This is a genomic window from Streptomyces sp. NPDC107454, assembly GCF_055582885.1.
In genome coordinates this window covers 490,704-503,740 of the sequence record NZ_JBVJPA010000008.1, presented here as the reverse complement: position 1 = coordinate 503,740, position 13,037 = coordinate 490,704, and the positions used below count along the sequence as shown (strand labels likewise).

Sequence of the window (13,037 nt, the reverse complement as noted above, 5' to 3'; positions counted from 1 at the left end):
GCACAAGCCGTGAGCCGCCATCAGGCCCGCGGGCGCACTACGCTCGGGACCCATGAGCGACAGGCACATCAGTCAGCACTTCGAGACCCTCGCGATCCACGCGGGCAACACCGCCGATCCCCTCACCGGCGCGGTCGTCCCGCCGATCTACCAGGTCTCGACCTACAAGCAGGACGGCGTCGGAGGGCTGCGCGGCGGCTACGAGTACAGCCGCAGCGCCAACCCCACCAGGACCGCCCTCGAAGAGAACCTCGCCGCCCTGGAGGGCGGTCGTCGCGGCCTCGCGTTCGCGTCCGGACTGGCGGCCGAGGACTGCCTGTTGCGTACGCTGCTCAGCCCCGGCGACCACGTGGTCATCCCGAACGACGCGTACGGCGGAACGTTCCGCCTCTTCGCGAAGGTCGTCTCGCGGTGGGGCGTCGAGTGGTCCGTGGCCGACACCAGCGACCCGGCCTCCGTACGCGCCGCCCTCACGCCGAAGACCAAGGTCGTGTGGGTGGAGACCCCCTCCAACCCGCTTCTCGGCATCACCGACATCGCCGCCGTCGCGCAGATCGCGCGTGAGGCGGGCGCCCGGCTCGTCGTCGACAACACCTTCGCCACCCCCTACCTGCAGCAGCCGCTCGCGCTCGGCGCGGACGTCGTCGTGCACTCGCTGACCAAGTACATGGGCGGGCACTCGGACGTCGTCGGCGGCGCGCTGATCGTCGGCGACCAGGCGCTCGGCGAGGAGCTGGCGTACCACCAGAACGCGATGGGCGCGGTCGCCGGGCCCTTCGACTCCTGGCTGGTGCTGCGCGGCACCAAGACGCTCTCGGTGCGCATGGACCGGCACAGCGAGAACGCCACCAAGATCGCCGACATGCTCACCCGGCACGCGCGCGTGACCCGCGTTCTCTACCCGGGCCTCCCGGAGCACCCCGGTCACGAGATCGCCGCCAAGCAGATGAAGGCGTTCGGCGGCATGGTCTCCTTCCAGGTCGAGGGCGGCGAGGAAGCGGCCGTCGAGGTCTGCAACCGCGCCAAGGTCTTCACCCTCGGTGAGTCCCTGGGCGGCGTGGAGTCCCTGATCGAGCACCCCGGGCGGATGACGCACGCGTCCGCCGCCGGTTCGGCCCTGGAGGTCCCCGCCGACCTGGTCCGCATCTCCGTGGGCATCGAGAACGTCGACGACCTGCTCCAGGACCTGCAGCAGGCCCTCGGCTGAACCCGGCCTCGGCCCCTCGGGGTCACCAGCCCGTCAGGGGTGGGGTCGTCTGCGAAGGCGGCTCCACCCAGGGGCGGGCCATGGACGCCCACACCACGAAGGCGACGGCCGCGGCGAACAGCAGCAGCCACAGCACCCGCCGGGCCAGCGTCCTGCGGCGCAGCATCCGGCTCCCGCGGCGCACGACGTCCGCGTACAGGTCGGGCGGCACGGTGGGCTGCTTCTGCTCCAGCAGTCGCCGTACGTTCGCCTCGCGCTCGGGCAGGTTCACGACCGCACCACCGACCTCACGACCGCACCATCGTGCTTCATGACGGCACCACCTTCGCGATGGTCGGTGCCGGTCCGCGCGGTGGGTGCAGCAGCGTCGTCATCGCCCGGGCGCAGATCGCCCGCACCCGTTCCACGGGGAGCCCGAGCAGGGCCGCCGTCTGTTCCTCGGCGACCCCCTCGTACATCCTCAGGACCAGGACCAGCCGCTCCTGGGGTGTCAGCCGGGACAGCACGGCCACGGAACCGGAGGGGGATGGGCGCAAGCGTCCCAGGGCCCCGTACTGGTGCCACGCCCCACGCGCGAAGCGGACGGCCAGCTGCTGGCGGGCCCGGTCGTACGGGTCCTCACCGCGCAGACGGTCCCAGGAGGCGTACGTGTGGGCCAGTGCCAGCGTCAGCAGGCGACGCGCGCGCGGGTTGGCGTTCGGCGGCTCCGCGGTGAGCAGTGTGGCGGCATGCAGCAGCCGCCCTGCCGCGCCCGCGACGAACGCCTCGAACTCCCGGGCCCGGCGGGCGTTTTGGAACGCGCGCCGTTCTCGCACCACGCCTCCCGCCCGAGGACGACCCTGACGGAACCAAGGGTCCGGCCGTGTACGACGGGCCGCACCGTGTGCGACAAGGACCCGGTCTCATATGAGGCCAGACGCGGCCCCGCGGTCAAGAGTCCGGCGGGCACACACGTGCGAAGGCTCAGGAACGGGCGCGACGGTCAGGAAGCCGGCTGCTCCCCCGCCGCGCCCCCCGTCGGGGCCATCCGGGACGAGAGCGCGCTGTTGAAGCGCGTGAGGAGCGAGCAGAAGGCCTCGCGCTCCTCCGGCGCCCAGTCGTGGGTCAGCTCGGCCATCAACTGACGCCTGGAGGAGCGCACTTCATCGAGGCGGGACTGCCCGCGCGGCGACAGCTGGAGCACCACGGCGCGTCCGTCCTCGGGGTGCGAGGTCCGCTTGACGAGACCGGTGTCGACCAGCGGGGCCACCTGCCGGGTGACCGTCGAGGAGTCGATGCCCATGCTCGCGGCGAGCGCTTTGACGCCCATCGGGCCCTCCTTGTCGAGGCGGTTGAGCAGCAGGTATGCGGCGCGGTCCATGGAGTTGCGGACCTGCCCCACTCCGCCGAGCCGGGTCTGTTCGGCACGGCGCGCGAACAAGGCGACCTCGTGCTGAAGCGTGTCGAGGAGACCGGTGTCACCGACGGTCGTCATGTCCATCGACATTTCTGGTGTTGTGGGCATGGCCGGGGGCTCAATTCATGCGTGGGGAGCTGGGTTGGGGGAAAGGGTACGCGGCCCGGGCGCGGGTCGTACCGACGCTGAGTAAAACCGGTCTCGGCCCGTGGTCACACCAGGAGTCCGCGGGTGTGAACTGGGAGACTGGTGGTCATGAGCTACAGCACGGCCGACTCCTTGCCCAGGGTGACTCTGGACGACGTACGAGGCGCCCAGAAGATGCTCACGGGCGTGGCGCGGATGACCGCGATGGAGGGCAGCAGGTACCTGTCCCAGCTGGTGGGCGCCCCGGTGCACTTCAAGTGCGAGAACCTCCAGCGCACCGGCTCGTTCAAGCTGCGTGGCGCGTATGTGCGCATCGCCGGGCTGCTTCCGGAGGAGCGCGCCGCGGGTGTGGTCGCGGCCAGCGCGGGCAACCACGCGCAGGGCGTCGCCCTCGCCTCCTCGCTGCTCGGCGTGCGCTCCACGGTCTTCATGCCGACCGGCGCCCCGCTGCCGAAGGTCGCGGCCACCCGCGACTACGGCGCCGAGGTGAGGCTGCACGGTCAAGTGGTCGACGAGACGCTGGCCGCGGCGCAGGAGTACGCGGCCGAGACGGGCGCGGTGTTCATCCACCCCTTCGACCACCCCGACATCATCGCGGGTCAGGGAACGGTCGGCCTGGAGATCCTGGAGCAGTGCCCGGAGGTGCGCACGATCGTCGTCGGGATCGGCGGCGGGGGGCTGGCCGCGGGCGTCGCGGTCGCGGTGAAGGCGATGCGCCCCGATGTGCGGATCATCGGAGTGCAGGCGGCGGGCGCGGCGGCGTATCCGCTCTCGCTGGCGGCGGGGCGCCCGGTGTCGATCGACAACCCGGCGACGATGGCCGACGGCATCAAGGTCGGACGGCCCGGCGACGTGCCGTTCCGGATCGTCGAGGAGCTGGTGGACGAGGTCCGCACGGTGTCGGAGAGCCATCTGTCGAGCGCGCTGCTGCTCTGTCTGGAGCGGGCCAAGCTGGTCGTCGAACCGGCGGGCGCGAGCCCGGTCGCGGCGTTGCTGAGCGAGCCCGGGACCTTCGAGGGCCCGGTCGTCGCGCTGCTGTCGGGCGGCAATGTGGACCCGCTGCTGATGCAGCGCATCCTGCGCCACGGCATGGCCGCGAGCGGCCGCTACCTCGCGGTCACGCTGCGGCTGACGGACCGTCCCGGTGCTCTGGCCACACTTCTGGGGGTGTTGTCAGTGGCGGACGCTAACGTCCTCGATGTGAGCCACGTACGGACCGATCCCCGGCTCGGGCTCACGGAGGTGGAGGTCGAGCTGCACCTGGAGACGAAGGGTCCGGAGCACTGCGCCGAGGTCGGCCGCGCCCTGCGCGAGGCGGGCTACACGGTCATCGACTGATCGACTGACATCCATCGTCCGAGGTCAGGGCCCCTGTCCTCGAACCTCGGAAAAATGTGTTGAGTAACGCGATACATCGCGTTACGGTGTGGCGTGCCCGGTCCTCGCCCGGCCTCTCACTGCGCTCGCCGCAGTCTGTGAGGCGGGACGAGACGGGCAAAGGTAAGAAGTTACCGTGAAAATTCCCCAACGACGTGGAGAACTCACATGCCAGGCGCCATCTATGCCGAAGGCCTGGTGAAGACCTTCGGTGACGTAAGGGCTCTGGACGGCGTCGATCTCGATGTCCCGGAAGGTACCGTCCTGGGCCTGCTGGGACCGAACGGCGCGGGCAAGACGACTGCCGTCCGCTGTCTGACGACCCTCCTGCGCCCCGACAGCGGCAAGGCCGTCGTCGCGGGCGTCGACGTGCTCAAGCACCCCGACGCGGTACGGCGCAGGGTCGGCCTCTCCGGACAGTTCGCGGCCGTCGACGAGTACCTGACCGGCCGCGAGAACCTCCAGATGGTCGGCCAGCTCTACCAGATGAGGGCGAAGGCCGCGAAGGTCCGCGCGACCGAGCTCCTCGAGCAGTTCAACCTGACGGAGGCCGCCGACCGCCCCGCGAAGACGTACTCGGGCGGTATGCGCCGCCGGCTCGACCTGGCCGCCGCGCTGGTCGTCTCACCGCCGGTGATGTTCATGGATGAGCCGACGACCGGCCTCGACCCGCGCAATCGGCAGCAGCTGTGGGAGGTCATCAAGCAGCTGGTCTCCGGCGGTACGACCCTGCTGCTGACCACGCAGTACCTGGAAGAGGCCGACCACCTCGCGCACGACATCTGTGTGGTCGACCACGGCCGTGTGATCGCCCGCGGTACCGCCGACCAGCTCAAGGCGCAGACCGGCGGCGAGCGCGTCGAGGTCGTCGTGCACGAGCGTGAGCACATAGCGACGGCCTCGGAGGTGCTCCGCGGCTTCGGCAAGGGCGAGACGACCGTCGAGGAGCACACCCGCAAGCTCACCGTGCCCGTCACCGGCGGCGCGAAGCTCCTCGCGGAGGTCATCCGCGAGCTGGACAGCCGCGGCATCGAGATCGACGACATCGGGCTGCGCAGGCCCACGCTCGACGACGTCTTCCTCTCCCTGACCGGCCACGTCGCCGAGATGAAGGACGAGGAGAACGGGGTGGCGGGGGACGCGAGGGGCCGCAAGCCGAAGAAGGACCCGGCGAAGAAGGACCCCGCGAAGGACCCGGCGAAGAACGAGACCGCGCAGACGGAAACCGCGCAGGCGGAAACCGCGCAGACGGAGGCCACGAAGTGAGTGCCGTGACAGACGCCGTCCCCGCGGCGGCCCCCCAGGGCGCCATCGTGCAGTCCGTGCGCGACTCCCTGGTCATCGCCCGGCGGAACGTGATCCGCATGACCAGGATTCCCGAGATGGTCATTTTTGGGCTGATCCAGCCCATTATGTTCGTCGTGCTGTTCAGCTATGTGTTCGGCGGCTCGATCAACGTCCCGGGTGCGGGCCTCAGCCCCTCCGGATACCGCGAGTTCCTGATGGCCGGCATCTTCGCGCAGACCGTCACGTTCGCCACCGCGGGCGCCGGAGCGGGCATCGCCGACGACATGCACAAGGGCCTCATCGACCGGTTCCGCTCGCTGCCCATGGCGCGCGGCGCGGTCCTGACCGGCCGGACCCTCGCCGACCTGGTGCAGACGGCCCTCACCCTGGTGGTCCTCGCGATCGTCGCCGTCCTGGTCGGCTGGCGCACGCACGAGAACTTCGGCAAGGTGCTGGCCGGATTCGGCCTGCTGCTCCTGCTCGGCTACGCGTTCTCGTGGATCGGCGCGCTGATCGGCCTGTCCGTACGCACCCCCGAGGCGGCCACCTCCGGCGGACTGATCTGGCTGTTCCCGCTGACGTTCATCTCGAACGCGTTCGTGCCGTCGGAGAACATGCCCGCGTTCTTGCGGACCATCGCGAACTGGAACCCCTTCAGCGCCACCGTGCAGGCCTGCCGCCAGCTCTTCGGCAACCTCCCGGCGGGCTATCCGGTGCCGGACGCCTGGCCCATGCAGCACCCGGCGTTGGCATCGCTGCTGTGGTCCGTGGTGATCGTCGTGGTGTTCCGAACGCTCGCGGTGCGCAAGTACCGCCGGGCAGATGCTTGATCACGCTTCAGGCAAGGATCGACCAGAGGCCCCGGCAGACGCCGGGGCCTCTGGCGTTGCCTGTCAGGAGGTGAGGACGGAGATGCCGTCTCCGAGCAGCTTCAGCCCGATAACGAAGAACAGGGCCGCCATCACGGCGACATTGTGCTGGGCCGCCCAGTCCTTCCAACCGCCGAGCGTCGTTCTCGCTCGCTCTCCCCCGAGCAGGAAGACTCCCAGTGGGGCCAGCAGGCCGAGGGTGGCGATCAGGACGAAGATGGCCAGCGATGCGATCTGCTGCCCGACCGGCAGTCCGGCCGAGCCGATCGCGGCGGCCGCGGCGATCGTCAGCGGGGCGTTCTTGGCGTTGAGCGCGGCCAAGGCCAGTCCGAGTCCGAAGACCTTGACCGGCGTGAGGCGGTCGATCGCGCCCATCCACTTCGGCAGCTGGGCCTGCGAGGGATCCTTCGGGCGCCGGTGCCATTGCCGGGCGCCGAAGAGGACGAGGAGTACGCCCAGAGCGAGCTTGAGGGCTCCCACCCAGGTGGCCGGTTGATTGTGGGCGGAGGCACCTGCGGGGGAAGCGATGGCCAGCATCACCGCGCCCAGTGCCGAGAGGCCCAGGATCCAGCCGATGGTGAAGAGGGGGCCGTTCAGGCGTCCCCGAGGCGTGGCGAGTATGAGGATGATGGCGATGATCGGGAGCGGGCTGATCGCGACGCCGGCCGCAAGCCCCAGCACGTCACCGAGAACTTTGCCCATGATGACCTCCTGGTGGGTGGGGCAGGTCGGCGATCGAGTTGAGCAAGGCTTGGTGAGAGTGGGTGACCCGACTGCCTGTGCGGCCGGCCGGGGGACTGTCGTGAACGCCGAACGCCTCGGCACGGCCCCGGGGAAGCGGCTGCCCGAGAACGGGACGACGACCGACTGGGCGAGTTCCCGTTCCATCTTCCTGCGGCTTTCGGGATCTGTCCTCGGGAGGTGAGGTCTCCTCCGGCGAGACACAGCGATGCCCCCGGCGTGGCCGGGGGCATCGTCGTAGGGGTCGGTCCCGGCTCAGCCCTTGTAGGGCTCGGCCTTGAGGATCTTCACCGAGGCGAGCTTGCCGTTGGGCAGCTCGTACTGGGCGTCCTCGCCGATCTTCTTGCCGTTCACGCCGGAGCCCAGGGGGGACTGGGGCGAGTAGGTCTCGATGTCGGCGCTGGCGTACTCGCGCGAGGCGAGCAGGAAGTCCAGCGTGTCGTCCTCGTCGCCGTCGAAGGCGATGGTGACGACCATGCCGGGGGCGACCATGCCGTCCGCGGCGGGGGCCTCGCCCACCTTGGCGTTCTCCAGGAGCTGGGTCAGCTGGCGCACACGGAGCTCCTGCTTGCCCTGCTCTTCCTTGGCCGCGTGGTACCCGCCGTTCTCGCGCAGGTCGCCCTCCTCGCGCGCGGCCGCGATCTTGGCGGCGATCTCCGTGCGCGCAGGACCAGACAGGTAGTCCAGCTCGGCCCTGAGCTGGTTGTACGCCTCCTGGGTCAGCCAGGTGACGTTCTCGCTGGTCTGGGTCACAGGTGCTCCTCGTAGGTACTGGGAATACAAAGCATCGCCCTACCCAGAAGAATGTGCTTTCACGGGTGGGCGAAACCACGAGCCTAACAATTCCCGGGCAGAAGGGGGAGGACATAAGACATCAGAATTACGTCAACGCAGGTCAGCGCGTAGGTGCCACGGGTGCTGCCGGAGGTGGCGGGCGGTGTAAGGGGGGCGACAGCGGGTGGTGTCAGTCGGCGTGGCAGCCGAGCAGCTCCGCCGTGCCGCCGCGGGAGGTGGTACGGAGCGTGATGACCTTGTCGATACGGGAGGAGTCCTGGTCGAAGCGGAAGTCCGCGCGGCCCACCTCGCTGCCGTCGTCGGCCTGCGAGCGCAGCGTGCAGTAGCCGTGGGCGGCCGCGTCCTTGCGCACCTCCAGGTGCACCTCGACCGCGTTGTCCGAGACGGCCTTGAAGGTGATCACCTCGGCGCTGATCTTGCTCGAGAAGACGTAGTAGTACGCGAACCAGCCCATCAGGGCGAGCAGCGCCACGCCCAGCACACTGCCGATGACCTTGAGTTTCCGGTCCGCGCGCTCGTCCTCGGAGCGGCCGTACCGGCCCTCGGGCAGCTGGGTGCTCGCCGTGCTCATGATCGTCCTCTCGGGGACGGGGTCCCGGAATTATTCGTCCCCCGATTCCGTCACTATAGAAGCCGCCCAGGACGCCGAAACACGCCGGGCGCCGACTTGCCGACTGGCCTCACCGGCCGACTTACTGAGGATCGAGTCTTGACTGACCAGCTGCGACTGATGGCCGTGCACGCCCACCCCGACGACGAGTCGAGCAAGGGCGCGGCCACCATGGCGAAGTACGTGTCCGAGGGGGTGGACGTGCTGGTCGTGACCTGCACGGGCGGGGAGCGCGGCTCCATCCTCAACCCGAAGCTCCAGGGCGACCAGTACATCGAGGAGCACATCCACGAGGTGCGCAAGAAGGAGATGGACGAGGCTCGCGAGATCCTCGGCATCAAGCAGGAGTGGCTCGGATTCGTGGACTCCGGCCTGCCGGAGGGCGACCCGCTGCCGCCGCTCCCCGAGGGCTGCTTCGCGCTCGAGGACGTGGACAAGGCGGCCGGAGAGCTGGTCCGGCAGATCCGCTCGTTCCGCCCGCAGGTGATCACCACGTACGACGAGAACGGTGGTTATCCGCACCCCGACCACATCATGACCCACAAGATCTCGATGGTGGCGTTCGAGGGGGCGACGGACACCGAGAAGTACCCGGAGTCCGAGTACGGCCCGGCGTTCCAGCCGCAGAAGCTCTACTACAACCAGGGCTTCAACCGCCCGCGCACCGAGGCGCTGCACAGTGCGCTGCTCGAGCGCGGTCTGGAGTCGCCGTACGGGGACTGGCTGAAGCGGTGGAGCGAGTTCGAGCGCGCCGAGCGCACGCTGACCACGCACGTTCCGTGCGCGGACTTCTTCGAGATCCGTGACAAGGCGCTGATCGCGCACGCCACGCAGATCGACCCCGACGGCGGCTGGTTCAAGGTCCCGATGGAGATCCAGAAGGAGGTCTGGCCGACCGAGGAGTACGAGCTCGCCACCTCTCTGGTCGACACTTCCCTCCCCGAGGACGACCTCTTCGCGGGCATCCGCCACAATGCCTGATATGAGCGCAAGCCTGGCACTGACGCACCTCGTTCCCCTCGCCAAGGAGGTCGACGAGAACAAGGTCACCCCCGGAGTCCTCGGTTTCATCGTCTTCGCGGCGCTGGCCCTGGCGGTGTGGGGCCTGATGAAGTCCATGAACCGGCACATGGGGAAGGTCACCTTCGAGGAGGACCCGGAGAAGTCCGAGAAGGGCGCCGTGGCCTCCGGCAAGGGCGGCGGCTCCGGTGCCGGTCCCGGCGGGAAGGCCTCGCCCGCGAAGGGCTGAGCCTGATGTGCGCACTCCGGCCACGGGTGGCCGGAGTGCGCATCCTCACCCTCGGCACCGTCCTCTCGTGCGAAGGGGTCCCTCCGTACGAAGGGGCCCTGTGCGCGCGGGGGCGGCCCTTGGTGTGGTCGTACCGTGGCTCGCCGCGGTCACACCGTCGCCCGCTCCAGCCTGTTGTCCATGCCGCACTGCAGCGCGTACGCGAAGCCGAGCGGGTTGCTCCACGCGTCGGCGAAGTGCCGGGCGAGCCCGTGGGCGATCTCGCCCGCGGTCTCCCGGCCGCCGAGATAGCGGGTGACGTACGCATGGGCGTACTCGGCGGCGAACAGCTGCGGCATCTCGATCTGCGGCCCCAGCACCCCGCCCGCGCCCGCCTCGATGAGCGCGCCGCCCAGGCGTGCCGGCTCGGCGGTGGCGGGCAGCCCGGCGTAACCGGCGTTGAGGAACACCAAGGGGCGCTGTGTGAGCAGGGGGCCGGAGGGGCCGCGCTCGGCGAGGACCGTACGGACATCGATGTCCTTGCCGTCGCTCAGCCGAAGGACGAACAGGGGGGCGCTGTCGTCGGCGACGGGTCTGAAGTGCCCGTGGCACCAGAAGTACATCAGCTGCTCGTCGAGCCCGCCGGAGCGCAGGGCGCACAGCAGTTCGTCGCGCAGGGCGCGTTCGACGCGGACGGTGCCGGTGGCGAGGGCGCGGTCGACCTCGGCGGCCCGGGTGACGCCCTGCGGGTCGATGCCCTTGTCGTGATTCAGGCTCACCACCGGTGACAAGGGCGGCAGCGGGGCCTCGTGCTCGTCACCGGCAGGGACCGGGAAGCGCGGGTGGTGGCCGCCGGTCTGCTCGATCTGGTGCCGGTAGCCGAGGAAACGCAGGAAGGCGTCGCCGCCGGGGCCGCCGGGCCCGTTCGCGGTGTCCTCGGGCAGCGCGAGCATCGGCCAGGGCAGGAACAGGTCGGAGTCGACGCGGATGCGCAACGGCTCCTCGCGGCTCAGCGCGTCGGTCAGGATCTCGCCGAAGCGCCGGGTGCCCAGGCCGCCGTCGCCGAGCAGCTCCCCGTACAGCAGATGGGAGCCCTGGCGGGCGAGCTCGTCGAGGATCCCGCGCAGTTCCTGGCGGGGCTCGGCGGTGAGATCCGGGCAGGTGGCGTACGGGAAGTGGGGGCGGCCCCCGACCGGGATCCCGCGCTCGTCGACGGGCTGGAAGTCGACCAGCTCCCGTTTCCACAGCGCCCGCAGATGCGCCGCGGCGGCGGTGACGGCGGCCGGCTTCACATTCAGCCGCAGCGCGTGCTCGGTCGCGGACGGGGGCGCGCACGGGCCGTACATCCGGGCCCGGATGTGGTCGTCGGCGTGGGCGTCGAGGGCGAGGACCAGGTCCGGGTGACGGACGGTGGGGGCCGGGCGGCGGGTGAAGCCGCGGCTCGGGTCCTGGACGACCTGGCTGAGAAGTTCGCGGGCCATCGGGCTCAGGCCCTCCGCGCGGACGGGCGGGGCGCGGGCGCGGTGGGCCGGTGCGGCCCCGGATCGGACGGGACGACGTCGATCTCGGCCTCGACCTGCTGGAGGACGGTCCCGGTGGCGGGGTCCTCGACGGTGAAACGCAGCCGGTGCGAGCCGGGGCGGTGCGGGGTGAAGCGGAACTCCGCCCCGTCGGCGGGGACGCCGTGCGCGGGGTCGATCTCCGCGTGGCCGAGGGAGGTCGCGCGGGCCGTGAGCGGAGGGAGCGGGGCGGTGGACCACGGGTGCCCGGGTCCGGGTACGACTTCGAGGGCGATACGGGCGGGCACGTCCGGGACGGGTACGTCGTCGAGAAGGGTCAGCCGGACGTGGGCCGTGGACTCGCCGGGGCGGTCGCGGTCACCCGGGCGTGGGAAGCCGGGTCGCGGTTCGGGCTGGGTGTCGCGGGCGGCGCGCGGGATCAGCGGTTCGCCGGCCTCGGTCCATCCGAGCGTGCCCAGCAGGGCGGCGGGGTAGCGGCAGGCCAGTTCGTACGGCGGCTCGCCGCCCGGGGGCGGTCCGGCTTCGGCGAGGTCCACCCAGGCCTCGCCCGCCTCGTCACCGATCCCATGGAACACATGGCGGATCTCGGCCGCCCACTCGCCGTTCAGGAAGCGGTGGGCGGGGGAGCGGAGCGCGTACTCGAGCATGGTCCAGGCCCGCCCGTGCGGGCAGTCCGCCTCCTCGAAGAGCGCCAAGGCTCCCTCGAACAACCGGTCGGCCTCGCGCCGACGCTCGTCCGTCCCGCCGGTCCCGCCAGTCCCGCCAGTCCCGTCCACGCCGTCCGTCCCGTCCGTGCGGGCCAGGGTCAGCGCGTGGTGGTGCAGTGTCCATGCCGTCCCGAGCCGGTCGGAGACCTCATGGAAGCTGTCCTGGACGTCCGTGAACTCCTTCTGCCAGGGAAAGCCGGGCTCGTCCGCCCGTGCCACGGTCCACCACAGGTGCGCCCACGCGGCGCCGCGCCGGTCGCCCGCGCGCTCGTGCAGCCGACGCGCCTCGGCGAGGGCGTCCGGGTCCGGGGCGCCCGACCGAGTGGCCAGCCGCGCGAGTTCGCCGCCCGCCCACGCCTCGCCCGGCGCCTCACCGACCGCCCGGAACGTCTCCCGCGCGGCGCGCAGCAGCCTCCGCGCGTCCTCGTTCCGGCCGCGTAATCGGCACATCCGCCCGTACAGGAAGACCGCCCACCCCTCGCCGCGCCGGTCGCCCGCGACCTGGTGGGCCTCCACGGCCCGCCTCAGCAGCGGTCCGGCCGCGCGCGGATCACCCCGGTCGCAGTGGACGGCCGCCCGGGTGAGCAGCGCCCAGCCGTCGGCGCACCGGTCTGAGGGGAGGCCGGAGAGGTGCCGCTCGGCCTCGCCGAGGCGGCCCCTACGGCGAGCGATGACAGCCCGTTCGAGGAGGACCGTGTGGTCGTCGGGGGCGCGGGGCGACGGTGGAGCGGCGTCCTCCCGGGCGTCCGTCGAGCCCACCGGAAGGGTCGAGCCCACCAGGAGGAAGGACCCCGACCCGGCGAAGGAACTGACCAGATCGGCGAGAAGGGACCCGTCCGCCGCTCCCGCGGGGACTCCGTCCACCACCACGACGCAGGGATGTACGACGAACCCGCCCCGGCAGGCCTCGACGACCGCGTCCGCCGCCTCGCCCGGCGTCCGCCCGGCCTCCCCCGACCGCTCCCCGGCGTCCGCCCCCCGTAAGCAGTACACCGGAAGTCCCGCCTCGTCCGCGACCTCCCGTGCCACCGCGTCGAGGAACGCGGACCGGTCCGGGCCGGGTGCGCCGCTCACCACCAGGAGCCGTCTGCTCTTCAACTCCCGCCGTGCCGCGGCGAGGTCGCGTGTGTGCCCGACGAACGACACGGAAGTC

The 13,037-nt window shown here is 70.9% G+C and carries 14 protein-coding genes; 6 read left to right on the top strand and 8 right to left on the bottom strand.

Going from position 1 to position 13,037, the window contains the following annotated elements; genetic code table 11:
• Window positions 1–52 precede the first annotated feature (52 nt).
• Window positions 53–1,207 (top strand): cystathionine gamma-synthase, encoded by a 1,155-nt coding sequence (locus ACZ69M_RS23110; protein ID WP_470052354.1) that lies wholly within the window; start codon window positions 53–55, stop codon window positions 1,205–1,207.
• 22 nt (window positions 1,208–1,229) lie between these two features.
• Here ACZ69M_RS23110 and ACZ69M_RS23105 read toward each other — a convergent pair whose 3' ends face one another.
• The 3 genes from ACZ69M_RS23105 to ACZ69M_RS23095 form a co-directional block, all read right to left on the bottom strand.
• Window positions 1,230–1,478: a hypothetical protein gene (locus ACZ69M_RS23105; protein WP_470052352.1), complete on the bottom strand. Its 249-nt coding sequence runs from the start codon at window positions 1,476–1,478 to the stop codon at window positions 1,230–1,232.
• A 37-nt stretch (window positions 1,479–1,515) separates the two neighbouring features.
• Window positions 1,516–2,022, bottom strand: coding sequence for a sigma factor-like helix-turn-helix DNA-binding protein (locus ACZ69M_RS23100; RefSeq protein ID WP_470052350.1), 507 nt, complete (start codon window positions 2,020–2,022; stop codon window positions 1,516–1,518).
• A gap of 167 nt (window positions 2,023–2,189) precedes the next feature.
• Window positions 2,190–2,693: a MarR family winged helix-turn-helix transcriptional regulator gene (locus ACZ69M_RS23095; protein WP_403697215.1), complete on the bottom strand. Its 504-nt coding sequence runs from the start codon at window positions 2,691–2,693 to the stop codon at window positions 2,190–2,192.
• A 165-nt stretch (window positions 2,694–2,858) separates the two neighbouring features.
• Here ACZ69M_RS23095 and ilvA point away from each other — a divergent pair, with 165 nt between their 5' ends.
• The 3 genes from ilvA (at window position 2,859) to ACZ69M_RS23080 (ending at window position 6,244) form a co-directional block, all read left to right on the top strand.
• Window positions 2,859–4,088 carry a threonine ammonia-lyase gene (gene ilvA / locus ACZ69M_RS23090; protein ID WP_470052348.1) on the top strand — a complete coding sequence of 410 codons (1,230 nt, stop codon included), beginning with the start codon at window positions 2,859–2,861 and terminating at the stop codon, window positions 4,086–4,088.
• A 207-nt stretch (window positions 4,089–4,295) separates the two neighbouring features.
• Entirely contained in the window at window positions 4,296–5,393 is a 1,098-nt protein-coding gene (locus tag ACZ69M_RS23085; protein WP_470052346.1) for an ATP-binding cassette domain-containing protein, read from the top strand.
• Entirely contained in the window at window positions 5,390–6,244 is an 855-nt protein-coding gene (locus ACZ69M_RS23080; protein WP_352049817.1) for an ABC transporter permease, read from the top strand. Before ACZ69M_RS23085 ends, ACZ69M_RS23080 begins: the two co-directional genes overlap by 4 nt.
• Window positions 6,245–6,307: 63 nt before the next feature.
• On the opposite strand, the gene ACZ69M_RS23075 is transcribed toward ACZ69M_RS23080, so the two are convergent.
• The 3 genes from ACZ69M_RS23075 to ACZ69M_RS23065 all read right to left on the bottom strand — a co-directional run bounded on the left by ACZ69M_RS23075 (window position 6,308) and on the right by ACZ69M_RS23065 (window position 8,390).
• Window positions 6,308–6,985 carry a GAP family protein gene (locus ACZ69M_RS23075; RefSeq protein WP_470052343.1) on the bottom strand — a complete coding sequence of 226 codons (678 nt, stop codon included), beginning with the start codon at window positions 6,983–6,985 and terminating at the stop codon, window positions 6,308–6,310.
• A 294-nt stretch (window positions 6,986–7,279) separates the two neighbouring features.
• On the bottom strand, window positions 7,280–7,777 hold the full coding sequence (greA, locus tag ACZ69M_RS23070) for a transcription elongation factor GreA (protein ID WP_054234773.1): 498 nt from the start codon (window positions 7,775–7,777) through the stop codon (window positions 7,280–7,282).
• A 211-nt stretch (window positions 7,778–7,988) separates the two neighbouring features.
• A complete protein-coding gene (locus ACZ69M_RS23065; RefSeq protein ID WP_470052341.1) occupies window positions 7,989–8,390 on the bottom strand; it encodes a DUF4307 domain-containing protein in 402 nt (133 codons plus the stop codon).
• A gap of 138 nt (window positions 8,391–8,528) precedes the next feature.
• Here ACZ69M_RS23065 and mca point away from each other — a divergent pair, with 138 nt between their 5' ends.
• Both mca and ACZ69M_RS23055 read left to right on the top strand, forming a co-directional pair.
• Window positions 8,529–9,410: a mycothiol conjugate amidase Mca gene (gene mca, locus ACZ69M_RS23060; RefSeq protein ID WP_470052339.1), complete on the top strand. Its 882-nt coding sequence runs from the start codon at window positions 8,529–8,531 to the stop codon at window positions 9,408–9,410.
• Window positions 9,403–9,678, top strand: coding sequence for a hypothetical protein (locus ACZ69M_RS23055; protein WP_470052337.1), 276 nt, complete (start codon window positions 9,403–9,405; stop codon window positions 9,676–9,678). The genes mca and ACZ69M_RS23055 overlap by 8 nt, the downstream gene beginning before the upstream one ends.
• 149 nt (window positions 9,679–9,827) lie before the next feature.
• On the opposite strand, the gene ACZ69M_RS23050 is transcribed toward ACZ69M_RS23055, so the two are convergent.
• Both ACZ69M_RS23050 and ACZ69M_RS23045 read right to left on the bottom strand, forming a co-directional pair.
• A complete protein-coding gene (locus ACZ69M_RS23050) occupies window positions 9,828–11,138 on the bottom strand; it encodes a hypothetical protein (protein ID WP_470052335.1) in 1,311 nt (436 codons plus the stop codon).
• 5 nt (window positions 11,139–11,143) lie between these two features.
• On the bottom strand, window positions 11,144–13,030 hold the full coding sequence (locus tag ACZ69M_RS23045) for a tetratricopeptide repeat protein (protein WP_470052333.1): 1,887 nt from the start codon (window positions 13,028–13,030) through the stop codon (window positions 11,144–11,146).
• Between the last annotated feature and the right edge of the window lie 7 nt (window positions 13,031–13,037).

Coding starts and splice junctions, on each gene's coding strand:
- ACZ69M_RS23055 (WP_470052337.1), top strand. CDS start 9,403: ATGCCTGATATGAGCGCAAGCCTGGCACTGACGCACCTCGTTCCCCTC.
- ACZ69M_RS23095 (WP_403697215.1), bottom strand. CDS start 2,693: ATGTCGATGGACATGACGACCGTCGGTGACACCGGTCTCCTCGACACG.
- ACZ69M_RS23085 (WP_470052346.1), top strand. CDS start 4,296: ATGCCAGGCGCCATCTATGCCGAAGGCCTGGTGAAGACCTTCGGTGAC.
- ACZ69M_RS23075 (WP_470052343.1), bottom strand. CDS start 6,985: ATGGGCAAAGTTCTCGGTGACGTGCTGGGGCTTGCGGCCGGCGTCGCG.
- ilvA (WP_470052348.1), top strand. CDS start 2,859: ATGAGCTACAGCACGGCCGACTCCTTGCCCAGGGTGACTCTGGACGAC.
- ACZ69M_RS23050 (WP_470052335.1), bottom strand. CDS start 11,138: ATGGCCCGCGAACTTCTCAGCCAGGTCGTCCAGGACCCGAGCCGCGGC.
- ACZ69M_RS23110 (WP_470052354.1), top strand. CDS start 53: ATGAGCGACAGGCACATCAGTCAGCACTTCGAGACCCTCGCGATCCAC.
- ACZ69M_RS23065 (WP_470052341.1), bottom strand. CDS start 8,390: ATGAGCACGGCGAGCACCCAGCTGCCCGAGGGCCGGTACGGCCGCTCC.